Consider the following 23,507-nt stretch of genomic DNA (forward strand, 5'->3'; position numbering starts at 1 on the left):
TTCCAGGAGATTTCATGGCAAAACGATCGCTGGTGTTGGTCTTGAGCGCCTTGCTGGCAGGCTGCGGCGTGACGCCCACGACTGAACTGCCACCCGTCGGCGCCGCCCCGCAAGGATTGGCGGCGGGCGACAGGCTCAAGCTGGATGTCTTTCGCGAAAAGGATCTGTCGGGCGAATATGTGGTCAATGACGAAGGCAATCTCAGCCTGCCCCTGGTGGGCAGCGTGAAGGCCGCCGGCAAGACCCTTCCCGACTTGCGGAAGGAACTGACGGTTCTGCTCAGCGAAGGCTATGTGCGCGACGCCCGGATCACGCTCGATGTCGTCAGTTTCCGTCCGATCTACATTCTGGGGGAAGTACAGAAGCCAGGGGAATACAGCTTCGCGGAAGGCATGTCCGTCTTCGCGCTTGTCGCCAAGGCCGGGGGCTTCACGTATCGCGCCAATCAGGGAGTGGCGCATATTCGTCATTCGAACGAGACATCCGAGCAGTCCTACCGGCTGACCAGCGGCGCGGCGGTGCTGCCCGGGGACACGATCCGCATAGGCCCCCGGTACTTCTGATCGGAAATCCGACAATGGATCGCGAGATAGACCGCGTCGTGCTGCTGCACGACTACAGCGAGGCACTGGGTGGCGCCTCCCACCTGGTGCAGGTCTTGCTGGAGGGATTGTGTGCACGCGGCATCCCGGTGACGTTCATGGCGGGCGATACCGGGCGCAATTTCACGCGCAGCGACGTCGAATTCATCCCCCTTCACGGCAAGCCACTGCTGGAGCGGTCCAGCCTTGGCGCGCTTACGGCGGGGTTCTTCAATCCGCGCTCTCTTTTGCGTCTAAGTGCGTGGATCAAGCGGAACGACACGCCGGGAACGGTCTATCATCTTCACGGCTGGTCCAAGATCCTCACGCCCGCCGTCTTCGGCGCCTTGCGCAAGGTTTCGCAGCGCGTGATCCTTCATGGGCACGACTACTTCAACGGATGCCCGAACGGGGCGTTCTTCGACTATCCGCAGGACCAGGACTGCACTCTCGCCCCGCTTTCCCGCCCCTGCCTTCGCCGTCAGTGCGACAAGGCGTCCTACGGCCGGAAAGTATGGCGGTCAGGCCGCGAAGTCGCTCGGCGAGGCGCACTTTCGGGCGGGACGAACGTGAGCCGGATGCTGCTCATCCATCCGGGGCAGGCCGAGGCTTTCGCCCGCGCGAACTGGCCGCGCCACAAGCTGGCGGCCTTGCGCAATCCCGTGACGCCCTTGACGGCAGAGCGTGTGCCTGCAGAGCGCAATGCCGGGGTGATATTCATCGGCCGAATTTCGAAGGAAAAGGGGGCGGACCTGGCAGCGAGCGCTGCCGCCCGGGCGGGTATTCCGATCACGTTCGTGGGTGAGGGCAGCGAGCGGGATGTCGTCCAGCGGCTTAATCCCGAGGCGGTTTTCCTGGGGCGGCAGGACCGTCGCGGCATGGCGCAGGCGGTTTCCACGGCGCGCCTGGCGGTCATGCCGAGCCGCTGGGCAGAGCCATTCGGGCTCGTCGCACTCGAAGCCATCGGGTCGGGTGTACCCGCCGTGATCAACCACCGCGCACTGATCGCCGAGGAAGTGGCAGGCCATGGGTTCGGTCTGTCCATCGATACGGGCAGGATCGACCTCTTTGCGGATGCCCTGATCGAACTGCACCGGGATCATGATCGGGTCGGCCGGATGTCGCGAGCCGGACACGCGGGATACCTTGCGCTTTGCAACACGCCGGAGGACTGGATAACGCAGACCATCGGCCATTACCGCAGCGTCCTGGCCTTCTCCGAAGAGAAAGGCGGAGGCCGCGCCGATGCCGCGCCGCCAAGGCCAGCGACAATGGCGCACGGGCCGGAACGCCATCCTGGCTCCCCGGAGACCAACGGTATGAAGCAGCCCTATGCCGATGCGTGAGCCGTCCTGCAGCCGCGCCGTTCGCCCGGTGGAGCTTCAGATCGAGCGCCTTGCCGGGGCGGGATCTGGCAAGGCGGCGCATGCTCGCGCGCCGGACCGTGCCAACCAGGAGCGTTCGATGATCGGGAACTCCGTCCGCGCTTCAAGGCCTGGAATAGCGGCATTCTGGCCGCAATGCACGGGGTCAGTGCAAGCTGCGCGCCTGCTGCCAGCGCCGATAGCCCAGAACGGCCAGTCCCACCATCGCCGCATAGAGGCCGGCCGTCAGCCACAATTCCTTGAAAACGAACATGCCGACGTAGAGCACGTCCACCAGGATCCAGAGCAGCCAACTGGCCGCGTGGCGCCGGGCGGTCCAATACTGTGCCACCAGGCTGAAGCTGCTCAGCCCCGCATCCATCCAGGGCAGCGCGGCATTGGTGAAACGGCTGGTGAACCAGCCTATGGCGATGCCCCCCACGGCGCCGGCCGCCAGCCCGATCAGCGCCCGGCCCGGCGGCAGCGGGCTGACGATCACCTCTCCGGCATCGTCCTTGCCGCGCGCCCACACGGTCCAGCCATAAACGATGGCGATTCCGAACAGCGCCTGCAGCACCATGTCGGAATAGAGCCGCACGTCGAGGAACAGCTTGAAATAGAGCGCGCAGGCCGTGAGGCTGACCGGCCAGCACAGCAGTTGCCGCCGCGCAGTAAGCCAGATGCCCAGGAAGCTGACCGCAACCGCCGTGATTTCCAGCGCCGACATCACGCCGCCACCCCCTGCTCGATCGCCCGAAGGAAGGCCTGCCCGGCAGCGGAAAGAAACCATTCGGCATGACCGAGCAGATAGTCCTGCCATGCCATGTCCGCCTGCGCGCGGTCGTTCAGGATACCGGCGAAATAGTCGGCCTCGGACAAGGCGAACTCGATGTGCACCAGCGGCAGGAGCCGGGTGAGCGTCTCCACCTCGGTTCGGCTCAGGGGAAGTACCGCATGGTATCCCGCAAGGAGCGCTTGGGCGGCCTGCGCATCCGCCGTGAAATCACCGCCCCGGGGCTCCAGCCAAGCCACCGCCGTCCGCTCGATCGCGGTGGCGAGATCGTGCAGCGCGCAAGTCCGCGTCGCCAGCCCGAAGTCGATGACGCTGCTTACACGGCCATCGGCAGACCAGAGCAAGTTGGAGGGATGCCAGTCGTTGTGTGTCCACAGCGACGGTTGCTGCGCCAGCCGCGTGGAGAGCCCGCCTGCCTGCGCCGCGAAAAGACGCGCCAGCGCGCCGCGCCAGGGCTTGTCGGCCAGGTAACCGGCCAGCGCCGGGCGGGCGGAGACATAGGCTTCGGCCGCCGCAAGCGGCTCCGAGGCCGGCAGGATGGTGAGGCTGGCGACGAGCGGATGCTTGCCCCGTGGAGCCGCGCCGAAGTCCCGCGCTGCCAGATGCAGGCGCGCCAGCGCAGCGCCCGCCTCGCGGGCATGGCCCGCGGCGAGGAAAGGCGTCCAGGACTGGCGATCGCGGTAGAGATCGATCCCCTCCGCCCTTAGGAGAAGCTCGTAAGTCCACTCGCCTTGCGAGACGATGCCGGCCCCGTCGTGCCCGAACCCATCCTGCCCGCTTCCCACTTGCGCGGCGACGGCTTGCGGCACGGCCAGTCCTGCCCCGCGCAAGTGGGCGATGAAGGCATGTTCCTCGGCCAGGGCGGCGGGCGAACGAACCCGGCGATGGTGGCGCTTGAGAAAGAACGCCCCGCGCTCCGTCTCGACCAGGGCGGCGGCCGAGAAGGGTCGCGGCGAATGCCAGCGCAGCGCGGCAGCGCGCCCAGCGAGCGGGAAATGCGCAAGCACCATTTCCGCCTCATCCGGCGTGATGGCGGGCCAGGCCGGGGCTTCCAGCGCCGTGCCCATGCCGTGGACGAGATGAGGCGCCGCGCCGCTCACGATCAGAAGGCGCGGCTCAGCGTTGCCACGAAGGCGCGGCCGCTTCCCACGTAATAGGCCGGCGCCGCGCCCGAAATGACCGTGCCGCCACGGCCCACCGTGTCCTGCGCATTGGTGCTGACGGCATAGACGCCGGACAGCACATGCGGGTTGGTCACGTTGATCGCGTTGAGCCGCAAGTCCATGCGCTGCGCATCGACCAGCCAGGCCAGGTGCACGCCCACCGAGAGGTCGAGCGTGGCGTAGCCCTTGATACTCTCGTCGTTCATGAACGTGGCGTACTGGCGGCCCACGTATTTCAGCGCGGTGCTGCCGAACAGGCGGCCATCGTCGTACGTGCTGCCCATGGCGAACTGGAAGCTGGGGCTGGAAACCGCGTGCTTGCCCTTGGTAGGCAGGAAATCGCCGCCGACCGGCAGGTCGTCATCGAGGCGCGCGTGCAGATATTCGCCCGAGAGATAGACACTGACACCCTTGGCCGGGCGATAGTCGATCTCGCCGTCCAGCCCGTAGGAGGTCTGGCTGCCGCCGTTTACGGTGGAATTCACCAGGGCGCCGCCGCTGTTCACCACCGTGGCCACCTGCCGGTTGCGGAAGTGGTAGTGGAAGGCCGTCAGCGAGAAGGACAGGCTGGGGCCGATGTAGCGATAGCCCAGTTCCTGCGAGACCGAGTACTCGTTCTTGAGGCTCGTCGTGCCCGCGCCCACGATCTCGCCGCCATAGTAGCTGTTGTAGAGCGCGAACTCGTTGGGCGTGCGGAAGCTGGTGGTGATATTGGCGAACAGCTGCTGCCGGTCGGTCAGGGTATAGTGCAGGGCCGCGCGGGGCAGCGCGGCGAAGCTGTCCGTGCGCACGGTCTGCTGCGGCCCCGGCAGATAATTGCGGCCGTTGCGCAGCACGTCCACGCCCTTGAAACCCAGATCGACGACGAGGCGCGGGGTCACGGTGATGCTGTCGGCCAGGAAGAAGGCCTTGGTGACCGTTTCGGTCCGGGCGTTCTCGTAAGCGAGCAGGCGGCCGTCGGCAGTGCGGATCGCCTCGTCCTGGTAGCCCCACTGGTCGAACGGGTGGCCTTGGGCATCGATCGAGGTATAGGACTGGGTGACGCGGTCCGTGCCGTAATCGAACCAGAGCCCGGCGGTGATCCGGTGCGCGCCGGCCTCGAACGTCAGCTTGCTCACATCGCCCACGCGGAACTGCTTGCCCGTCCAGTTGCCGAGCACGGTGGCCACGCCGTCCACGGCGCCCGGCAGGGTGATCGGCTGGGCCAGTTCCTCGGTGCCCAGGAAATTGCCGGTTTCGCTGAGCTGCGTGCCGTAGGGCGCATTGCCGTGGCCGAGCTGGAGATAGGCGCTGCTGTCGAACGTCAGCCGGTCGTTCAGCTTCAGGTGCACCGGGGCGGCGGCATAGAAGTTGCGGAACGGCGCGCGGTAGAGGCGCCAGTAATTCGTCCCTCCCAGACTGCCCGAGGCGCCCGTCGGATCGTAGCGCTCATCGTGGTTGAAACCGCGCCCGGCGGCCTGCCAGTCGGCCATGGTGGGGCTGGGATAAGCGGAAGTCTTGGCCTCGTTGAACGAGAGCGACAGGCTGGCACGGTTGCCATCGCCCCATTCGCCCAGCAGCTTGGCATCGACATGCTGGCGCTGGTCGTAGCCCGCGCCGCGCCAGTTGTCCGCGCGGTTGTTCGAATAGGAAACGAAGGCCTTGAGGCCGGTCTTGCCGATCGTGCCGGTATCGAAGCGCAGGAAGGCGCGGCGCTGGTCGTAGGATCCGACCGAGAGATTGACCAGGCCGCCCATCTCCGGCCGGGGATCGTCGAGCGAGAGCGAAAGCAGCCCTCCGGCGGCGGCCACGACCGGCGCGTCGATGTCCACCGCGCCCTGCGCCAATGTGATCTGCCGCACGTTCTCGGCATCGGCGAATTGGGAGGGATAGGCGTAGAAATAGCCGATGTCGTTCTGCGGCGCGCCTTCCATCAGCACGCCGATCTGGTCCTGCCCCAGGCCGCGCAGGGTCAGGCTGGAACTGGTGGAGAGGCCGTAAGGGTCGCTGGAGGAGACATTGGCGCCGGGCAGGAGATTGACCAGCTGGAAGGCATTGAGCGTGGGTGCCTGCTTGACGATGAAGTCGGTGGAGATCGCGCTGACGGCCTTGGGCGCGGTCTGGTCGGGCAGCAGGCCCTCGGGATCGGGGTGGCCGATCACTTCGATGCTGTCGGGCGCGGTGTTGTCGCGCGCATCCGCTTCGGTTTCCGCCATGGCGGAAGGCGCGAGGAACAGGGCCGGGAGAGTCAGCATGGCATGGCCCATGCAGCGGGAACGGGTATTCATTGCGTCGCGTCCACTCCAATCGGAGGGACAACGGTTCTGCCGCCAGCCCTCCCTACGCCGGTACCAACCGGATCAGGTTCAGCGGGTCGTGGTCTGCTGACCACCTCTCAGCCGCGCGTCAGCGGCCCCCCGGGGATGAGCCGCCTCTAGGCGCTGAAAGGCGCCGTGGGAAGGGCCAATCGCATGGCAGCGCCCCCGCGGTGCGCGGCGCAACTTCGCGTTTCGCACCGGCCAGATTTTCTATCGCCGGACGGCCCGCGCTTGCTTGACGGCGGCGCGCTCTGCCCGAATAACCGGAGTACGGGCGTCCGGTCGGCGATACCCGTCATCGCACTTTGTCGACCCGCGGCATTTGATCGGGATGCAGCTTGCTCCGCGTTACCAACCGCTAAAGCGCGCGATGCTGGGGCGACAACGCCAAGCGTCGTGATCCCTCAGCAACGAGGTGAAAACGATGGCTTCCCCGAATTCCGGCGACACGAGCGCCGCCGATTCCCGTCCCGGCGGCGCGCTCTCCCTGGCCACGAGCGGCGGACCTCCAGCGGCGGGCGATGGGCAGGCGGCGGACGGTGCCGCCACCCCCGATGACGACTTCTGGAATGTCGAGGACATTGCCGGCGAACTCTCCGAAATCCGCCGCAACCGGCGCGCGGAAGGCCGCCAGCATGCCGAGCACGGGGCCGAGGGCTTCCCTTCGCGCGTGCGGCTGGCGAAAGTGGCGGAGGAACTCTGCGGCGCGCTGTTCCCGCTGCGGCTCGGCCCGGACTTCGTGCGGCATCACAATGAAGCGACTTTCGTCACCCAGTCCCTGCAGATCGCGCTCAGCCGGTTGCAGGCGCAAGTCCGGCTGGAACTGCTCTATGCCGCAAAGGAGGCGCGGCAGGCCGTGGAGCAGCGCGCCGACGCGCTGGTGCTGGAATTCTCGCGCCGCCTGCCGGATATCCGCCGCCTGCTGGACCTCGACATCGATGCCGCCTTTCGCGGCGATCCGGCCGCACGCAGCCTGGACGAAGTGCTGATCTGCTATCCCGGCCTGCTGGCGATCATCCACCACCGGCTGGCCCATGCCCTTCACGGGCTGGGTGCGCCGCTGGTGGCGCGTATCCTCTCGGAAATCGCCCATGGCGCCACCGGCATCGACATCCACCCCGCCGCCCGGATCGGGCGCGGCTTCTTCATCGATCACGGCACCGGCGTGGTCGTGGGCGAGACGGCGATCGTGGGGGACAATGTCCGGCTCTATCAGGGCGTCACCCTGGGCGCGAAGGACTTCACGACGGAGAGTTCGGGCGCGCTGGTCCGCGCGCTGCCGCGCCACCCCATCGTCGAGGACGACGTGGTGATCTACGCTGCCGCCACGATCCTGGGGCGCGTGACGATCGGCAGGGGCTCGGAGATCGGCGGCAATGTCTGGCTGACGCACAGCGTACCGCCGTATAGCCGGGTATCGCAGGCTCGGGCCCTGGTGACGAACGGGCAGACCGGCAACGCGGTGCCCCCGCCCACGCCGCTCAACTGAGCGGCCCCCGACGGCGGGCGCGCATGGGAAGCCCGGGACCGCGGCGCAGGATGCACCGCGGCCTGAAGCTCATTGTCAGAACAGCACCAGCAACCCGCGCGAGGGGTCTACCAGGCCTTCCCAGATCATCTTGCCGGCGACCCAGAGGATCACGAGCAGGCCGACGTAGGCGATCCAGCGATAGCGCTCGATCACGCGCGCCAGCAGGTTGGCGGCAAGACCCATCAGGGCCACCGAGAGGATCAGGCCGATGGCCAGGATGCCGGGATGGTCGCGCGCGGCACCGGCCACGGCCAGCACGTTGTCGAGGCTCATGCTGATGTCGGCCACGGCCACGGCCCAGGCCGCCGCCGCGAAGGAACGCGGCGCGGCGCTGGCGACGGGATCGCCCTCTCCGCCCGCGTCCTCGCGCAGTTCGCGCCACATCTTCCACGCCACCCAGACCAGCAGCAGGCCGCCGGCGAAGACCAGGCCGACAAGCTGCATCAGCTGAGTGACGACAAGCGCGAAGGCGATGCGCAGGACCAGCGCGGCAAGCACGCCGATCAGGATCACCTTGCGGCGCATGGCCGCGGGAAGTCCGGCGGCAAGGGCGCCGACGACGATGGCATTGTCAGCCGCCAGCATCACGTCGATCAGCACGACTTGCCCGAAGGCGGCCAGCGCCGTGGGCGAGCCGAGGTTGGAGAAATCGGCAACGATGTGCTGCCACAGGTCGGTCATGTGGTATTATCCCTGTTGGTCTTGGGGGCTCCTCCAGGCGCCGCGAGCGGCAGCCAGGAGAAAGTCCGGATAGGTCCAGCCGCAGGCGGCGGCGGCAATGGTGGAAAGGCTGTCTTCGTCCTCGCGCCCGGGCCTGCCGGCCCCGGTCAGGTTGGGCTTGGCGTTGACGTCGAAAAGGAAATAGGCGCCCTGGGCATCCGCCCGGCAGTCGATCCGCATGGTCGCGCGGATTTCGAGGAGCGCGGCGGCCTTTTCGCAGGCCGCCGTGACCGCGGCGATGGCAGGATCGGCGCATTCCTCGGGCGTCATCGCGGCGCTGTTACGGCTGACGGGCACGTCGCCGTTATAGGGCGCCACATCGCCGATCTGGTCGAAGCGGCGCACCGGCGGCAAGGCGAAAGGACCGGCTTCGCCCGCGCGGCAGGCGGCGGGCATCACGGTAATGGTGATTTCCTGGCCGGGCAGGAACTGCTCCAGCATGATCGCCGCGCCGAAGCGGCGGCTTTCCGCCAGTTCGCGAACCTGCTGGGCCAGTTCCTCACGCGTCCGCGCCACGCCCACGCCCTGGCTTCCGCGACCCCGCAAGGGCTTCACCACGATCGGCACGGCCTGCGCGAAAGGCGCGAGCTGGGCATCGAGATCGCCGTCGCCATCGATCAGCCAGGACCGCGCGACCGGCAGGCCCGCGTCGAGCAGCCGGGCATTGGTGGCGGCCTTGTCGTCGATCTCCTGCATGGCGCGGGGGTCCGGCCCGACGACCCACGCCTTGCGGCTGGCCGCCTCGATGGGGTGGCCGGCGAAGACCACGGTATTGGCCCATAGCAGCGTTGCCCCTGCGTTCAGCGCAGCGGCGATGCCTTCCTCGGTATCGGGCCAGACCCAGTCGAACACGCGGGTAGGATCGGGGTCTGCCACCGGCGTCGCCAAAGTGCACCCGGCGGCGAGGAGCGCCACGCCGATGTCCGCCCCGCTGTCCGAATAGCCGCCGGGCTTGGCTTCCTTGCGCGCGCCGTCGATCACCGGCGGTTCGAGCGCCTGGTAGAGGATGGCGATGGTCTGTTCGCGGGGGTCGGGCACTGGGGTCATCGGGGGGCTCCCATGATGCGGAAGGAAAGCGGCGCGCCGACGATGACCAGCATCACGCGCACGAGGTGGTGGACGATGACGAAGCCCGCCTCCAGCGAGAGGCTGAGGGCGACCATGCTCATTTCCGCGACCCCGCCGGGTGAATAGGCCAACGCGACGAGCGCCGGGTTGAGCCCCGTAGCCCAGCCGATCGCAAAGGCCCAGCCGAAGGTTATGACAAGCAGGATCGCCGTCGATCCGGCCGCCAGCAGCAGGGTGCGCGCCAATGTCGCCAGGTCGAGGCCGACGAACCGGCAACCGATGGTCGCGCCAAGGCCGACTTGCGCGGCGGCGACGGCCCAGGCGGGGATGTGGAAATCGGAAAGGCCGGTCAGGTGCACCAGCGCGCTGACGAAAAGCGGCCCCATCAGGTGCCATGCCGGCAGGCGCAAGGTCCGGCCGAGGAGGCTGCCGACGACCGCGCAGCCAAGGCCCCAGAACAGCAGCGGCCAGCCGGTCGCTTCCGTCGTCACCGGTGCGGCCAGCGCGGTCACGAACGGGGGCGCATGGACGTCCGCCTCGAAAGCCCGGATCAGGAAGGGCAGGATGAAGACCACCAGGAAGATCCGCGCCCCGTGGATCAGGCCGACCATGCGCTCGTCCGCGCCGCGTTCGGAGCCCATCAACACCATTTCGGCAATGCCGCCGGGCATTCCGGCGAAATAGGCGGTCGGCGGGTCGAAGCGGGCGACGCGGCGGAAATAGATGACGCAAAGGAACGCGGCGCTGGCAAGAAACAGCGGCAGCAGCGCGATGGGCACGATCCACTCCGCCGCCTGTGTCATCAGGCCGGGATGGAAGGCGCTGCCCAGCACCACGCCGATCACCGCCGACATCGGGCGGCGGGTGGCGGAAGAGGCGGCTATCGGCAGGCGGGCGATACTGCCCGCCGCGCAGGCGATCATCGCGCCAAGCACCCAGGGCAGCGGCGCGCCCACCGCCCAGAACAGCGCGCCCCCCGCCGCGCCCAGCGCGAGCGCGGCAAGAAAGCGCAGGATCATGACCGTAATGGTGATCGGCCCCGGGCTGGTCTTCGGCTTCGGCTTCGTTTCCGTTTCCGCCCCCAGCCTCGGCCTCGGCCTCGGCCTCGCTCTCGTCCCATCCTTCGTCATTGCGAGCCCCGCAGGGGCGCGGCAATCCAGAGCGGTGCGGCGCCGCCCTGGATTGCTTCGCTACGCTCGCAATGACGCGGGAGCGGGCCACCCTCGCAGTGACGAGGGGGCGGGCTACCCTCGCAGTGACGAGCAGGGCCGTAATGACGAAACCGAGGCTGGTGCAACACTGTTACCCCACGAACGGGAACGCCAGCACCAGCATGCCCACCACCGTCATGACCAGGCAGCACAGCGCTGCCGGGACCAGGGTGAAGCGCTGGTGGTCGGCCAGGTCCACGCCGGCAAGGCTGACCAGCAGGTAGGTCGATGGCACCAGCGGGCTGAGCAGGTGGACCGGCTGGCCCATCAGCGAGGCGCGGGCGATGGCCATGGGCTCCACGCCGTAGTGCGCGCCGGCTTCGGCCAGGATGGGCAGCATGCCGAAGTAGAAGGCGTCGTTCGAGATGAAGAACGTGCCCGGCAGGCTGATCAGCGCGGTGATCGGCGCCATGTAGGGGCCGAGGAAGGGCGGGATGAAGTTCACGACCTCGCGGCTCATCGCCTCGACCATGCCGGTGCCCGAAAGGATGCCGGTGAAGATGCCTGCCGCGAAGATCAGCGAGACCACCGCCAGCACGTTGCCGGCATGGGCGGCGATGCGCTCCTTCTGCTCCTTCACATGGGGATAGTTGGCGATCATCGAGATGGCGAAGGCCAGCATCATCAGGATCGGCAGCGGCAGCACGCCCCAGACCAGCAGGACCAGCAGCGCCACGACGAGCGCGGCGTTGAACCAGATCATCTTCGGACGGCGCGCCTCGGGCCACTGCGAAACCGCGAAGTCGGCCAGTTCCTGCGGTGTCGCGGCGTGAACGCGGCCGATGCGGCGGCGTTCCTTGCGCCCGAAGTGGATCGCCAGCAGCACCAGGAAGGCCAGGCCCGCGACCATGCCGGGGATCAGCGGCACGAACAGCGTCGAGGGATCGAGCTTCAGCGCGCTGGCGGCGCGGGCGGTCGGCCCGCCCCAGGGGGTGAGGTTCATCACCCCGCTCGTCACCATCAGCAGGCAGACGAGGTAGAGCCGGTTCATGTCGTAGCGCTTGTAGAGCGGCAGCATGGCGGCCATCGTGATGATGTAGGTCGTCGATCCGTCGCCATCGAGGCTGACGAGCGCGCAAAGCACCACCGAGCCGATCAGGATCAGCATCGGATCGCCGTGCACCAGCCGGATCAGGCGGCCCACCAGCGGGTCGAACAGGCCGGTGTCGGTCATCGTGCTGAAGAACAGGATGGCGAAGAGAAGCATGACGCCGGTGGGCGCCAGCTTGGTCAGGCCCTCGATCATCATGTCGCCCAGCCCCGAGTGGAACCCGGCGAGCAGTGCGAACAGCGTAGGCACGACGATCAGCGCGACCAGCGGCGTCATCCGCTTGGTCATGATGAGCGTCATGAAAGTGGCCACCATCAGGAAGCCGATAAGGGCGAGACTCATGATTGTCCCCGAATGTCTGTCATGGATGTGAAGGGAGCTGTCTGGAAAATGCCCCGAGGGGCATTTTCGGTGCGGCACCGGCCCACGCCCCCACCCGGCCTCCCACAGCAGTGTACCCTGGATGGGAGGTCGGGTGGGGGGGGTGGGCCGGTGCCGCAAAATTCGCTTCCGGCGAATTTTCAGACACATAATCAGAACGTCACGCCGACGCGTGCCGTCAGGGTCTGTCCATCGTCCTTGCCGGTATAGGCACCGGCAGTGTTCTGGGTGTTCCAGTGGATCGCGTTGAGCTGGAAGCGCGTGAAGCTGTTGAGGTACCAGTTCACGCCCAGCGTCGCCGCCCAGCCCTGGGCGGGCGTGACGATGTCGTCGAATTCGAGGTTCTCGTAGCGCGCGGTCAGCTCGATCGCGCCGGGGCCGCCTTCGAAGACCGGGCGCAGCACCTTGGGCTGGCCGAAGCTGCCGAGGCGCGGGTTATAGGGAGGAAGATCCCCGGTGAGGAACCAGCCGCCCGAAACGCTCCAGGCGCGGGTGACGAAATCGGGGCGGCCGTTGTCGAGGCGTGCGTGGCGCTCGCCCGCTTCGCCCATGATCCAGAGCGGGCCGGAATAGCCGCCCAGTTCCACGCCGTAGCCGGTGGTGCCGGTGCCGCCGATCAGCGTGCCGGTGGAAAGCCTGAGCGCGCCGTTGAAGCGGCCGCCGATCACGGTGTTGCGGGTCAGCGTGTTCTTGCCGGGGTGGAGCATCTCGTCGAAACCCCACACGCCGAGGTGCAGCACCTGGCGGTCGGTCTTCAGCGGATTCCAGTGCGCGCGGGCGAGCACGGTGCGATTGTCGGACGTGCTCTGGTCGCCGTCGATGCGGTCGCCGGTCACGGTCAGCGAGGCGTGGCCGGTCTTCCAGAACAGGCGCGGCATGATGCCGAGGCCGTAGAAGGCGCGCTGCGGGATGATCGCGGTGGCGACCACCGAGCGCTCGGTGAAGGGCGTCGAGTCCGAACCCGTCGAGCCTTCGAAGCTGCGGTCGTTGAACAAGTGGCCGACGCGCACGTCATAGTCCATGCCCGGCGCGATGCGGTTGCGCCAGCCCATGAAGGCGGTGACGACATCCACCTCGTTCTCCGAGAAATCGCTCTCGAACTGGTAGAAGAAGTGCGTGCCCACCGTACCTTCCAGGCCCATGCGCAGCGCGCGCATGCCGGTGGTGGTGAGATTGCGGCCGCTGTATTTCGATCCGGTGGTGGTGCTGACATCGGTGATGATGCGCCCGCGCGGCTTGAAGCTGAACATGCCGTCCGCCGAGTGGAATACCGGCAGGCCCGCGCCCCATTCGGTGCTGACGCCCGAGGCCGAGACGGCGGCGGCGCGCACGCGCTCGACATCGCGCTCGGCCGGTCCCGGCGGAACGAGCTGCGGGGCATAAGGCTGCGTCACCACGACTTGCGGGGCGGGCTCGGGCGGGGAAGCCGCGGGCGCTTGCGGAGCGGCGGCCATCGCGGGAGCGGGCGTGGCCCCGGCTTCCAGCTTCTCCACCCGCTGGCGCAGCGAGGCGATTTCGGCGGCTTGCGCGCGCACCAGTTCGGCAAGGTCTTCCTTGCTCGGTTCCTGGGCCAGCGCCGGGGTCGCCGCGATCAGGGCGAGGAGCGCGGTGCCCGATGCAAACATCTTCATGGAGTCTTGTGTCCGGAGGCGAGGATCGCGTTCCAGTCGCGCAGGAAGCGCGCGCGGGTCAGGCGATCGAGATTGACGAGAAGCTGCGGGCCGACGCGCACGGGGCGGGCCTGGCCGGCAGGAAGGCGGTGGGAAGCAGGCACGTCGGTACGCACTGGCCAGAGGCTGTGCCGGGCGAGCTGGGACTGCCCGGCGCGGGAGAGAAGAAAGTCCAGGAACAGCCGCGCGGCCGCCGGATGGCGCGCCTCGCGCGCGATGAAGGCGATGCGCGAAGTGACGATGGTGTAGTCGTGCGGGAAGATCACGCCGATGTTCGGATCGCGCCGCGCTCGTTCCAGCGCGTAGGAACCGATCACGTTGTAGGCGATGGCCAGCTTGCCCGAAGCGACGCCCTGCAGCATTTCCTCGGTATGCGTGGCCAGCACCGGGCGCGTCGCCGCGATCGCCTCCGCCAGGCTGCGGGTGTCGCGGGTGATCTGGAAGTCCTGCGAGAGGTAGAGATAGCCCACGTTCGAGCGCGCCGGATCGAACGTCGCCACTTTGCCCATGAAAGCGGAGCGGCGATGGCGCAGGAGCTGTTCGAGCTGCTGGTGGCTCTGCGGCACCAGCGCCCCGGGGACCAGCTTCTTGTTGTAGGCCATGCCGATCGGCTCGGCGGTGACGCCGAAGCCCATGTTCTTCCACACGGCCGTGGCCGGCAGGGCAGGCTTCTCGGGGCTGGCGTACTGCTGCGCATAGCCGTCGTTGATGAGCTTGATCTGCTGGTCCATCGCCGAGGACCAGACGATGTCGGCGGAATACTGCTTCGCCCGCGTCTCCGCGGTGTAGCGGCGATAGAGTTCGGCCGAACCGAGATCGGCGTAAAGCACCTGGATGCCCGGATAGGCGCGGCGGAAGGCCGCGACGACAGGCACCATCTCGGCCTTGTCCGCATTGGCATAGATGCGCACGGTACCCTCGGCGCGGGCATCGGCGATGAGACCGTCGTAAGACCGCGGATAGCCCGCAGGCCGCTGGACCTGCCCGCCCTGGACCGGCCTGCCCTGGCGCTGGGCATCGGCAGGCGCCGTCATCGCGGGAAATGCGACCATCGCTGCAAGTGTCAAAACCGTGATGAAGCTGCGCATTCCCGTATCCTCTCGCTTTCCGGGTCTCATGTCGGATAAGCTGCTGGTCATGCCCTACGATCCGAAGCTGTCACCCACCTTTCATGAAAACTTTCACAGCCCGGCTGACGAAAAACCGCGGATCGGAATGCCCTCGTGCGCATCCTGATCGTCGAGGATGACGCGCAGCTCGCGCGCGGGGTGGTCTCGCTGCTGCGCGCGGCGGGTCACGCGATCGACCATGTCGCCAATGGCGAGGACGCGCTGTCGGTGGCCGCGACGGAGCCCTATTCGCTGGTGATCCTGGACGTCGGCCTGCCCGACATCGACGGTTTCGAAGTCCTGGCCCGGCTGCGCGCGCGGGGCGACCGGGTGCAGGTGCTGATGCTCACCGCCCGCGACGGTCTGGACGACCGCGTGCGCGGGCTGGACCTCGGCGCCGACGACTATCTGCGCAAGCCCTTCGACGTGGAGGAACTGGAAGCCCGCGTCCGTGCGCTCGGCCGCCGGCGCGGCGGAGACGCGGCGCCGGAAATGCGGATCGGGGCCATGACCATCAACCGCTCCACCGGGCGCGTCGAAGTGGGGACCCGCCCGATCGAGCTGCGCCGCCGCGAATGGGCCGTTCTGGAAGCGCTGGCAGCCCGCGCGGGGCAGATCGTCTCGCGCGAGACCTTGCAGGCCGAAGTCTTCGGATTCGACGATCCGGTCGGCTCCAACGCGCTGGAGGTCAACGTCACGCGCCTGCGCAGCAAGCTCGCGCCGGACGGCCCGGCGATCCGCACCGTGCGCGGCGTCGGCTACATGCTCGACCGTTCGTGAAGTCCGGGGACGACAGGGCAGGTGGCCGGGCGGGATCGGTCTCGCTGCGGCTCCGGCTGGGCATCGCGATGCTCGGTCCGCTGGCGATCGCGGCGCTGGCGCTGGGCCTGTTCGGCTGGGCGCTGATCTCCGATGTCGTGCGCCGCACCAACGACCGCGTGCTCGGCGGCGCATTGGGCGCCATTGCCGAGACGGTCGAAGTGGAGCGCGGCGAAGTGACGCTGGACCTGCCGCCCGCCGCCTTCGGCATGCTGGAGAACGCCGAGCGCGACAATGTCTACTACCGCATCGCCGTGGGCCGCGAACTGCTGACCGGCTATGCCGACCTGCCCGCGCCGGATATCGCCACGCTCTCCACCGAGGAACCGCGCTTCCGCTACGCCGAATATCGCGGCCAGCGCATCCGCATCGGCGAAGTGCGGCGCGACCTACCGCGCGTCTCCGGCCCGGTGGTGGTGCAGGTGGCCGAGACGCTCGACAACCGGAACGCCCTGCGCCGCCGGTTGATGACGGCGCTCCTGGTCGGCGAAATGGTGCTGGTCGGCGTGGCGCTGGCGCTGATCCGCCCAGCGCTGGGCTGGAGCCTGCGCCCGCTGGCCGAACTGCGCGCCGCCATCGAGGCCCGCGACACCCGCGCCGCGCCCGACCTCTCGCCCTTGCAGACCGGCCCCCTGCCCGCCGAACTGCAACCCCTCTCGCGCTCGTTCGACCGCCTGCTGACCCGGCTCGACGATGCGACCACGGCCACGCGCCGCTTCACTGCCGATGCCTCGCACCAGATGCGCACGCCGCTTTCGGTGCTGAAACTCCAGGTTGCGCTGGCCCGGCGCGGCTCTGACGATGCCCTGCGCGAGATCGACGAGGCGACCGACCGGCTGGAGCGCCTGCTCACCCAGTTGCTCACTCTCGCCCGCGCGGACGAGGCCGGCACCCTGCCGCCGCTGGAACAGGTCGACCTGGTGGAAGTGAGCCGCCGGACGATTTCGCGCCGCATCCGCCAGGCCATCGAGGCCGATGTCGAACTCCTGCTCGACGATGAGCAGGACGCCGCCTTCCACGTCCAGGGCCATCGTTCGCTGGTCTACGAGATGCTGTCCAACCTCGTGGACAACGCCATCCGCTACAACCGGCCGGGCGGCAAAGTGACCATCGCCTTGCGGAAGGACGAAGCGAGCGTGCACCTGATCGTCAGCGACGACGGCCCCGGCATCCCGGCCGAACTGCGCGCGCAGGCCATGTCGCGTTTCGCCCGCCTCCAGGGCGAGAACGGCCCTTCCGGCAGCGGCCTGGGGCTGGCCATCGTGCAGTCTTCCGCCGAGCGACTGGGCGCCGCCCTCGCGCTGGAAGATGCCGCACCGGGCCTGCGCGTCATCGTCACCTTCCCCGCCTGAAACCCGCATCCCGCTGGACCGGCGGGACATTTTTTCGAAAATTCGCACGTCTCGTGTCGTGATTTCTGTTGCTAATACGTCTTAATAGCAGAAACGAGTCTTGCAACGAGGCCGCGGCGTATCCGCCCGGCTTCCCGAATTTCCCGGAAACGACCGATGACGACGATACGATGGATGCTGGCGGGCCTGGCCATGACCGCCGGGCCGCTCGATGCCGAAGCGCAGGACGCGGTGCACCGGCCGGATGGGGAGAGCCAGGCGCCCTTCGTGCCGACCGGGCCGGACCCCGTCTATCCCGCCGCCTTCTACGCCGCCTTCCAGCCCCAGACCGCGCTCGACATGCTGGAGCGCACGCCCGGCTTCCTGCTCTCCGAAGGCAGTGCGGTGCGCGGTTTCGGCGGGGCTGCGGGCAATGTCCTGATCGACGGGCAGCGCCCCACCGTCAAGGCAGGCGGCATTACCGAAGTCCTGCGGCGGATCGGCGCGCGGCAGGTGGACCGGATCGTCCTGCTGCGCGGCAGCGAGGCGGCCGAAGCGCAAGGCCAGCCGCTGGTCGCCAATGTGATCCGCAAGACCGATGCGGCGGGCTCGGGCAATGCCGTGCTGGAACTGGCACGCACCGAGGACGGACGGATCTCGCCCACGGCGCGGGTCAGCCATGCCCGCCGCATCGGTGCGTGGCAGGCCAGCCTCGAACTCTCCGCCATCAACGAGCGCTACGTCACCGAGGCCGACTATCGCACCCGCGGCGCGGACGGCACGCTGCAGGAATCGCGCGCGGAAAGCATCCGGGCCAAGGCGCCCGAATATGGCCTGACCGCCTCGGCCTCGCGCCCGCTGGCCGGCGGTACGCTGACGCTCAACTTGCGGCTCAACCACGATGAATATGCCTCTCACCGCAAGATCGCCATTCGCGAAGGCGAGGACGCAACCGGATCCTCCGGCGCTCCCTCGGCGGAACGCCTGATCGACTACGGCGAGACGTCCACCACCGGCGAATTCGGCGCCGACTGGACACGGCCGCTCGGCGCGGACTGGAACACCAAGCTCGTCGGCCTGGCCCGGATCGAGCGGGCCTCGGTGGACGAGGATTACCGGCAGGGCACGTTCCGCAGCTTGTCCGAGCAGGACCAGAAGCCGCTGGAACTCGTCGCCCGCACCACCGTCTCGCGCGAAGGGAGCCACGCCCTGCGCCCGGAATTCGGCGCGGAACTGGCGTACAACCGCCTCGCCAGCCAGCTCGCTTACGGCGAGGACGCGGGCAGCGGCACGATGGTCCCGGTGGACCTGACCAATGCCGATACCCGCGTGACCGAACTGCGCGGCGAGGCTTTCGCCAATGCGAACTTGCGCCTTTCCGGGAACCTGGAGGCCGAAGCCGGGCTGGCCGTGGAATTCTCTCGCATCCGCGTCACCGGAGACAGCAACCAGAGCCAGAGCCTGTCCTACCTCAAGCCCTCCGGTGCGCTCGTCTGGTCGCCGGGCAAGTCCACGCAAGTGCGGCTGGGCTGGCGGCGGACGGTGGACCAGCTGGACTTCAGCGACTTCGCCGCCTCCGTGAACCAGGCGGACGGACGGCCGCTGGGCGGCAATGCCCGCCTGCGTCCGGCCCGGATCAGCCGCGCGCTGCTGCGCATCGATCACCGCTGGGGCAAGGGCGGCGCCATCGCGGTGGAGGCCTTCCACCAACGCCACCAGGGAATGCTCGGCTATATCCTGCTGCCCTCGGGCGACCAGGCGCTGGGCACTCTGGGCAATGCCCGCCAATGGGGCGCCACCGCGCAGGCCAGCCTGCCGCTGTCCGCGGTGCTGCCGGGCGCACGGCTGACACTGGACGGCACCTGGCGCAAGACGAGGCTGCGCGATCCGATCACCGGACGGGACCGCCGCATCGACGACCTGGCCCGCCGCGCCCTCACCGCCGAATTCCGGCACGACCTGCCCCATCTGCGCAGTTCCTGGGGCGTGAGCTACACGGTGTCCGAACGCTACGACATCTACTACGTGGACGAACACCTCACCTCCAACAACGGCGAGGAATGGGGCGCCTATGTCGAGACCACGGCCCTGGCCGGCGTCAAGCTCTCGCTCAAGGCGAGCGCCATCGGCGGGGTGCACAGCAACCGCCTGCGCCGCTTCCACAGCCCGACCCGCGCCTACCCCCTTTCCGGCACCGATGCGCGCACGATGCGGGACGGCAGTGCGCTCACCCTGGTGCTGTCGCGGGCGCTCTAGGATGGGCGCTCGAGGATTGACAGGCTCACGCCGCCCGCCTAGCTCGGACGCCATGACGAAGATGCCCGCCCTTGCAGGAAGCTATTACTACCGCTGATTGGCGGTGGGCACCTTGTCGTTCTCAACCGCTGCGTGACCAGCGGTTGAACTCTTCCCAGCAAGACCCACGGTTACGGAGCCCCATTCGAAGGCCCCCTGGTCGTGACAATCGTGGAATGCAGTCAGCCGCAGCATGGCCCCTCGCTGGGCATCATCGGATTCGGAGCCTTCGGGCAGCTTTCCGCGCGCTATCTCCTGCCCTATTTCCGCGTGCTCGCGGCCGATCCGCTGGTGACGGAATCGCCGCTTCCCGGGGTGGAGATGGCCGCGCTGGACCGCGTCTGCCGCTGCGACCTGGTGGTGATCGCCGTGCCGCTCTCCGCCCTGGCCGAAGTGTGCCGCGCCATCGCGCCGCTGCTGCGCCCCGGCACGGTGGTCATGGACGTCTGCTCCACCAAAGTGCAGCCCGCCGGCATCCTGCTGGCCGAACTGCCGCCTCACGTCGATCTCGTCGCGACTCATCCCATGTTCGGCCCGCAAAGCATTGCTGCGGGTACGCGCGGGCTGAAAGTGGTGATCTGCCCTCTGCGCGGGCGCTCGGCGCCGCGTATCGCGGCCTTCCTGCGGCTGCGCTTCGGACTGGCCGTGCTCATCGCCTCGCCCGAGGAACATGACCGCGAGGCCGCGCTGACGCAGGGGCTGACGCACCTGATCGCCAAGGCGCTGCTGCGCATGGATCACCTGCCCGACCGCATCACCACGCGCAGCTTCGACCTGATCCGGCAGGCGGTGGACATGGTCCGCCACGATGCGCCCGGCGTCAGCCATGCCATCGAAAGCAACCCTTTCGCCCAAGGCGCGCGCAACCGGTTCTTCGCCGAAATGGAGGCCGTTCGCCGCGAACTGGCGCCGGAGGCCAACGATGCCGGCGCTGCTGCCGGCGGCTAGGCCCCGGCGAGCCTTGCGCGGAGTTCCGCCTCGGTCAGGATTTCGATCCGCGCCCCGGCGCTGCGCAGTTCCTCGGCCTTGCGGTGCTGGGCATCGGCCGTCACCCAGCGCCCGTAAGGCTGGCGCGCGCTGATGACGAGCATGGTGGTGGTCGCGCCCACGGCAGTGAGCACGCGCCCGCCCGCCCCGGCCACGAACTGCGCCAGCGCGCCGTCGCGCGGCTCGCCGAGGATGGCGATGCGCTGCCCCTTCAGCGGGCCCGCTTCCGCGGCGGCGGGCGCCTTGCCCTGCTTGCCCGGCCGCGCCATCCAGCCCTGCAGGTCGATGCCGGTCTCTTCCATGGCGCGCACGATCACCATGCCCGCCGCCCGCGCATCGCTGAGCGCGTCGTGGTGCCGGTGCCGTATCCCGAGGTGGCGCGACAGCACGTTGAGGCGGTGGCTGGAAAGCTGCGGCCAGGCGCGCTTCGCCACGCGCACGCTGTCCAGCCAGGTGGTCTCGATCGCGGCCAGTTCGGCGATCCGGCAGGCGGCCGAGAGCGCGCCCTTGTCGAAGCCGGAGTGGGCCACAGTGATGCGGCCGGTCAGGTGGCCCGCGACGAGGCCATGGATGTCCCCGAAGGTGGGCTTGCCCGCGACATGCTCGGGCGAGATGCCGTGAATGCGGATGTTGAACGTGGAGAACTCGTCACACGGGTCGACGAGCGTTTCGTAGGCGAAGACTTCGCGGCCCTGGCGGAATCCGACGATGCCGATCTGGCAGATGCTGCTGACCCGCGCGCAAGCGGTCTCGACGTCGACCACCACGAAATCGGGTTCGTCGGAAGCGGGGCCTGAGGCTGATGCGGGGAGCGGATTCGAGTCCGGGAACTTCATGCCGCGCCCTGTAGCAGCCGGAGCCTGCGAGCGCGAGGCCCCGGCAGGTGCGCTACCGCTCGCGCTGCTTGATCCAGCCGATCCCGCGGCGCAGCAGTTCGTAGAACACCGGCAAGTCCCAGGCGCAGCGGTCCACCGTGGGCCACCAGTCCAGCATGGGCTGCAGGTCGTAATGGCCCCGGCAATGGCCGAGCGTGTTGTAGAGCACCGCGCCCTTGCCGTGCTGCTTGATGTACATGACCGGGTGCGTGCCGATGGCATCCGCCGCCTCGACGAAGCCGGTGCCTTCCTCGGTGCATTCGGTTTCGAGCAGGACATGCAGGTCGCCGTGCCGCTCCATGTGGTAGAGTTCGTCGGTCGTGTCGAACGGTGCGATGCCCTGCACCAGCAGATGGCCGGGATCGGCCACCCTGACCGTGTACGGCGCGATCGGCGGGTGGCTGACGAACTGGCTGCCCAGCAGGTCCATGAACAGCGGCGCCCAGCGCGGCGCGTCCCACAAGCCCGCATCGGGTCCGTCCGCCAGCAGGCGCAGCACCGAATTGGTGCCGTGAAGCGCATACCAGCGCCCGCCGGCGGAAAGCCAGTCTCGCAGCACTTCCTGCGCCGCCAGCGAGGGCGTGACGTCGCAGGTGTAAGTGATGAGCACATCGGCGCCGCGGATGGCGTCAAGGTTCTCGTAATCCTCGAACACGCGGGTGCGCACGGCAGGATCCTCGGCCAGCAGCTTGAGCAGCTCCAGCCGGGCGAAGTCCATGTCGTGCCACACCCCGCCGCAGATCAGCACGCAGTCGATGCGCGGCGGGTGGCTTTCAGCAGTGTCGCTCATGGATTCAAGCTGCCCCGCCCGACTGCGAACCGCCCAGTTCGCCGCCGATATATTTCATCAGCGTGTCCTGGAACTGGCGGATGCGGATTTCCTGGTAATTGCCAAGGTTCACCTTGCCCGTCTTCGAGGCATGGAGCCCTTCCTGCACATAAGGCAGGTTATCCATGTCCTGCTCGAACACGTCACCCAGGATGCCGAGTTCGGGCGCCTCGGTCCATTTCTGGTCCAGCCGCAGCATCTTGAGCGGGGCGCCGCGCGGGATCGGCTGGCCCTTGGGAATGCGCGCCAGCACGCGCACTTCCATCACGCAAGTATCCGGCGTCTTACCGGGCAGCCAGTTGTAGACGATGTTCGGCATATAGCCGCCCCAGGGCGCGAAATTGGGAAAGACGTTGTAGACCAGCGCGTCCAGCAGTTCGGCGTCGGTCGCCTCGCCATGGTCATAGCCTGTGCTCTCCGTATAGGCCGCGCGCATCGCCGCGCCCAGTGCGGCGCGGGCGGTGACGCCCTCGGGCACCCGGATCGCCATGGGATTGGCCGAAGCCTCGCCCTCGTAATTGTCGCCGGAGCGGCCGTTGTACTTGACGAATTCGTCGACGATCCACTGCTCGCCCTGACCCTGCTCGATATGCGGGCTCATCACGCCGAAGGGCACGAGGTTGACGTTCACATTGTCCCCCCAGGTCCAGTAGGCGGCATTGGAATCGCCGGTGAACGGCAGCAGTTGCGGGTGGGTGACGATAGTGTGCCAGGCCTCCATGAAGGCTTCCATCACCACTTTCCAGTTGGCCGGCACTTCCTTGGCCACGCGCATGACGCTGGCGCATTCCTCATGCCGCCAGCGCTTGAAATGCTCGGGGAGCGGCGCGAGGAATTCCTCCAGGCTTGGCCCGCCCTTCTCCTCGCGGATGAACACATAGCCCGCCCAGCGCCCCACTTCGGCCTCGGGCAAGTCGAGGTTCTGTTCGGCCAGATGCGGGAAGTCCCACTGGCAGGGCATCGAATGGAAGCTGGCGTCCTTGTTCCAGGCAAAGCCGTGGAACGGGCAGACGAACTTGTCGGCATGGCCGTCCTCGGTCCGCAGCTTGCGGCCGCGATGGAGGCAGACATTGTGCATCGCCCGGATCGATCCATCGTCCTGCCGGCTGACGAGGTAGGACCGGCCCGCGTTCTCGTAGACGATGAAGTCGCCCGTTTCGGGCAGGTCTTCCTCGCGCGCCACGAACTGCCAGACGTAGGGCCACATCCGCTCGCGTTCCAGGCGCGCGAAGTCTTCGCTGATGTAGCGCTCCGCCGGGATCGGGTCCGACCCGCGATAGCTATAGCTCTCCTGCGTCAGGATCGCGGGCGCTTGCCGCGAATCCTGCGCCATGAGTTCGGCCCAGCTGATGCCCTCGCTGCGGTCCTCTCCCAGATCTCGGCCCAATTCAAGGTCGCGTTCGGCCATGGCTCCAAGGTCTCCCAACCTGTT

The 23,507-nt window shown here is 68.0% G+C and carries 19 protein-coding genes and 1 riboswitch; of the genes, 7 read left to right on the top strand and 12 right to left on the bottom strand.

Annotation, left to right across the window (positions count from 1 at the left end):
- Positions 1-14 precede the first annotated feature (14 nt).
- Together EDF58_RS16385 and EDF58_RS16390 are read left to right on the top strand one after the other, a co-directional pair.
- Positions 15-563 (top strand): polysaccharide biosynthesis/export family protein, encoded by a 549-nt coding sequence (locus EDF58_RS16385; protein ID WP_132267508.1) that lies wholly within the window; start codon positions 15-17, stop codon positions 561-563.
- A gap of 14 nt (positions 564-577) precedes the next feature.
- Entirely contained in the window at positions 578-1,927 is a 1,350-nt protein-coding gene (locus EDF58_RS16390) for a glycosyltransferase family 4 protein (protein ID WP_132267510.1), read from the top strand.
- A gap of 184 nt (positions 1,928-2,111) precedes the next feature.
- Here EDF58_RS16390 and pnuC read toward each other — a convergent pair whose 3' ends face one another.
- From pnuC to EDF58_RS16405, 3 genes are read right to left on the bottom strand one after another with little or no spacing between them, the layout of a single operon-like run.
- Complete coding sequence (pnuC, locus tag EDF58_RS16395) at positions 2,112-2,672, bottom strand: nicotinamide riboside transporter PnuC (RefSeq protein WP_132267512.1); 561 nt, start codon at positions 2,670-2,672, stop codon at positions 2,112-2,114.
- Positions 2,672-3,838, bottom strand: coding sequence for a phosphotransferase (locus EDF58_RS16400; RefSeq protein WP_132267514.1), 1,167 nt, complete (start codon positions 3,836-3,838; stop codon positions 2,672-2,674). Before EDF58_RS16400 ends, pnuC begins: the two co-directional genes overlap by 1 nt.
- Before the next feature lie 2 nt (positions 3,839-3,840).
- The gene (locus EDF58_RS16405; protein WP_132267516.1) at positions 3,841-6,168 is read right to left on the bottom strand and encodes a TonB-dependent receptor; all 2,328 of its coding nucleotides are present in this window, start codon (positions 6,166-6,168) and stop codon (positions 3,841-3,843) included.
- A gap of 32 nt (positions 6,169-6,200) precedes the next feature.
- A riboswitch (TPP riboswitch) is annotated at positions 6,201-6,310 on the bottom strand.
- 312 nt (positions 6,311-6,622) lie between these two features.
- Between EDF58_RS16405 and epsC the strand changes: the two genes are divergently transcribed.
- Positions 6,623-7,687, top strand: a complete 1,065-nt coding sequence (gene epsC / locus EDF58_RS16410) for a serine O-acetyltransferase EpsC (RefSeq protein ID WP_132267518.1) — start codon at positions 6,623-6,625, stop codon at positions 7,685-7,687.
- 75 nt (positions 7,688-7,762) lie between these two features.
- Here the strand turns inward: epsC and EDF58_RS16415 are convergent, their stop codons facing one another.
- The 6 genes from EDF58_RS16415 to EDF58_RS16440 form a co-directional block, all read right to left on the bottom strand.
- A complete protein-coding gene (locus EDF58_RS16415) occupies positions 7,763-8,410 on the bottom strand; it encodes a YjbE family putative metal transport protein (protein ID WP_132267520.1) in 648 nt (215 codons plus the stop codon).
- A gap of 6 nt (positions 8,411-8,416) precedes the next feature.
- Positions 8,417-9,496, bottom strand: coding sequence for a biotin carboxylase (locus EDF58_RS16420; protein ID WP_132267522.1), 1,080 nt, complete (start codon positions 9,494-9,496; stop codon positions 8,417-8,419).
- Positions 9,493-10,536 (bottom strand): AbrB family transcriptional regulator, encoded by a 1,044-nt coding sequence (locus EDF58_RS16425; protein WP_132267524.1) that lies wholly within the window; start codon positions 10,534-10,536, stop codon positions 9,493-9,495. The genes EDF58_RS16420 and EDF58_RS16425 overlap by 4 nt, the downstream gene beginning before the upstream one ends.
- A 283-nt stretch (positions 10,537-10,819) precedes the next feature.
- Entirely contained in the window at positions 10,820-12,148 is a 1,329-nt protein-coding gene (locus EDF58_RS16430) for a CitMHS family transporter (RefSeq protein ID WP_279388330.1), read from the bottom strand.
- A 164-nt stretch (positions 12,149-12,312) separates the two neighbouring features.
- A complete protein-coding gene (locus EDF58_RS16435; RefSeq protein ID WP_132267528.1) occupies positions 12,313-13,791 on the bottom strand; it encodes a porin in 1,479 nt (492 codons plus the stop codon).
- Positions 13,788-14,918: an ABC transporter substrate-binding protein gene (locus EDF58_RS16440; RefSeq protein ID WP_207913034.1), complete on the bottom strand. Its 1,131-nt coding sequence runs from the start codon at positions 14,916-14,918 to the stop codon at positions 13,788-13,790. Before EDF58_RS16440 ends, EDF58_RS16435 begins: the two co-directional genes overlap by 4 nt.
- A 135-nt stretch (positions 14,919-15,053) precedes the next feature.
- On the opposite strand from EDF58_RS16440, the gene EDF58_RS16445 reads away from it, so the two are divergent.
- The 4 genes from EDF58_RS16445 (at position 15,054) to EDF58_RS16460 (ending at position 20,332) form a co-directional block, all read left to right on the top strand.
- Positions 15,054-15,719, top strand: a complete 666-nt coding sequence (locus EDF58_RS16445) for a response regulator transcription factor (protein ID WP_207913035.1) — start codon at positions 15,054-15,056, stop codon at positions 15,717-15,719.
- A 68-nt stretch (positions 15,720-15,787) separates the two neighbouring features.
- Positions 15,788-17,110, top strand: a complete 1,323-nt coding sequence (locus tag EDF58_RS16450; RefSeq protein WP_132267904.1) for a sensor histidine kinase — start codon at positions 15,788-15,790, stop codon at positions 17,108-17,110.
- 156 nt (positions 17,111-17,266) lie between these two features.
- Complete coding sequence (locus EDF58_RS16455) at positions 17,267-19,345, top strand: TonB-dependent receptor (RefSeq protein WP_132267530.1); 2,079 nt, start codon at positions 17,267-17,269, stop codon at positions 19,343-19,345.
- A 201-nt stretch (positions 19,346-19,546) separates the two neighbouring features.
- Positions 19,547-20,332 carry a prephenate dehydrogenase gene (locus EDF58_RS16460; RefSeq protein ID WP_207913036.1) on the top strand — a complete coding sequence of 262 codons (786 nt, stop codon included), beginning with the start codon at positions 19,547-19,549 and terminating at the stop codon, positions 20,330-20,332.
- Here EDF58_RS16460 and EDF58_RS16465 read toward each other — a convergent pair.
- From EDF58_RS16465 to EDF58_RS16475, 3 genes are read right to left on the bottom strand one after another with little or no spacing between them, the layout of a single operon-like run.
- Positions 20,329-21,207: an exonuclease domain-containing protein gene (locus tag EDF58_RS16465; RefSeq protein WP_243654310.1), complete on the bottom strand. Its 879-nt coding sequence runs from the start codon at positions 21,205-21,207 to the stop codon at positions 20,329-20,331. The two genes, EDF58_RS16460 and EDF58_RS16465, sit on opposite strands and share 4 nt — an antisense overlap.
- A 52-nt stretch (positions 21,208-21,259) precedes the next feature.
- On the bottom strand, positions 21,260-22,036 hold the full coding sequence (locus EDF58_RS16470) for a ThuA domain-containing protein (RefSeq protein WP_132267532.1): 777 nt from the start codon (positions 22,034-22,036) through the stop codon (positions 21,260-21,262).
- A gap of 4 nt (positions 22,037-22,040) precedes the next feature.
- A complete protein-coding gene (locus tag EDF58_RS16475) occupies positions 22,041-23,483 on the bottom strand; it encodes an aromatic ring-hydroxylating dioxygenase subunit alpha (protein ID WP_132267534.1) in 1,443 nt (480 codons plus the stop codon).
- Positions 23,484-23,507 lie beyond the last annotated feature (24 nt).

The sequence above is a fragment of the Novosphingobium sp. PhB57 genome, from assembly GCF_004342985.1.
In the GTDB taxonomy this organism is placed as follows: domain Bacteria; phylum Pseudomonadota; class Alphaproteobacteria; order Sphingomonadales; family Sphingomonadaceae; genus Novosphingobium.

What these genes read in the sequence shown, in the direction of transcription:
- EDF58_RS16455 (WP_132267530.1), top strand. Translation starts at nt 17,267, where the DNA reads ATGACGACGATACGATGGATGCTGGCGGGCCTGGCCATGACCGCCGGG.
- EDF58_RS16475 (WP_132267534.1), bottom strand. Translation starts at nt 23,483, where the DNA reads ATGGCCGAACGCGACCTTGAATTGGGCCGAGATCTGGGAGAGGACCGC.
- EDF58_RS16435 (WP_132267528.1), bottom strand. Translation starts at nt 13,791, where the DNA reads ATGAAGATGTTTGCATCGGGCACCGCGCTCCTCGCCCTGATCGCGGCG.
- EDF58_RS16425 (WP_132267524.1), bottom strand. Translation starts at nt 10,536, where the DNA reads ATGATCCTGCGCTTTCTTGCCGCGCTCGCGCTGGGCGCGGCGGGGGGC.
- pnuC (WP_132267512.1), bottom strand. Translation starts at nt 2,672, where the DNA reads ATGTCGGCGCTGGAAATCACGGCGGTTGCGGTCAGCTTCCTGGGCATC.
- EDF58_RS16385 (WP_132267508.1), top strand. Translation starts at nt 15, where the DNA reads ATGGCAAAACGATCGCTGGTGTTGGTCTTGAGCGCCTTGCTGGCAGGC.
- EDF58_RS16390 (WP_132267510.1), top strand. Translation starts at nt 578, where the DNA reads ATGGATCGCGAGATAGACCGCGTCGTGCTGCTGCACGACTACAGCGAG.
- epsC (WP_132267518.1), top strand. Translation starts at nt 6,623, where the DNA reads ATGGCTTCCCCGAATTCCGGCGACACGAGCGCCGCCGATTCCCGTCCC.
- EDF58_RS16415 (WP_132267520.1), bottom strand. Translation starts at nt 8,410, where the DNA reads ATGACCGACCTGTGGCAGCACATCGTTGCCGATTTCTCCAACCTCGGC.
- EDF58_RS16470 (WP_132267532.1), bottom strand. Translation starts at nt 22,036, where the DNA reads ATGAGCGACACTGCTGAAAGCCACCCGCCGCGCATCGACTGCGTGCTG.
- EDF58_RS16420 (WP_132267522.1), bottom strand. Translation starts at nt 9,496, where the DNA reads ATGACCCCAGTGCCCGACCCCCGCGAACAGACCATCGCCATCCTCTAC.
- EDF58_RS16440 (WP_207913034.1), bottom strand. Translation starts at nt 14,918, where the DNA reads ATGCGCAGCTTCATCACGGTTTTGACACTTGCAGCGATGGTCGCATTT.
- EDF58_RS16450 (WP_132267904.1), top strand. Translation starts at nt 15,788, where the DNA reads ATGCTCGGTCCGCTGGCGATCGCGGCGCTGGCGCTGGGCCTGTTCGGC.
- EDF58_RS16405 (WP_132267516.1), bottom strand. Translation starts at nt 6,168, where the DNA reads ATGAATACCCGTTCCCGCTGCATGGGCCATGCCATGCTGACTCTCCCG.
- EDF58_RS16465 (WP_243654310.1), bottom strand. Translation starts at nt 21,207, where the DNA reads ATGAAGTTCCCGGACTCGAATCCGCTCCCCGCATCAGCCTCAGGCCCC.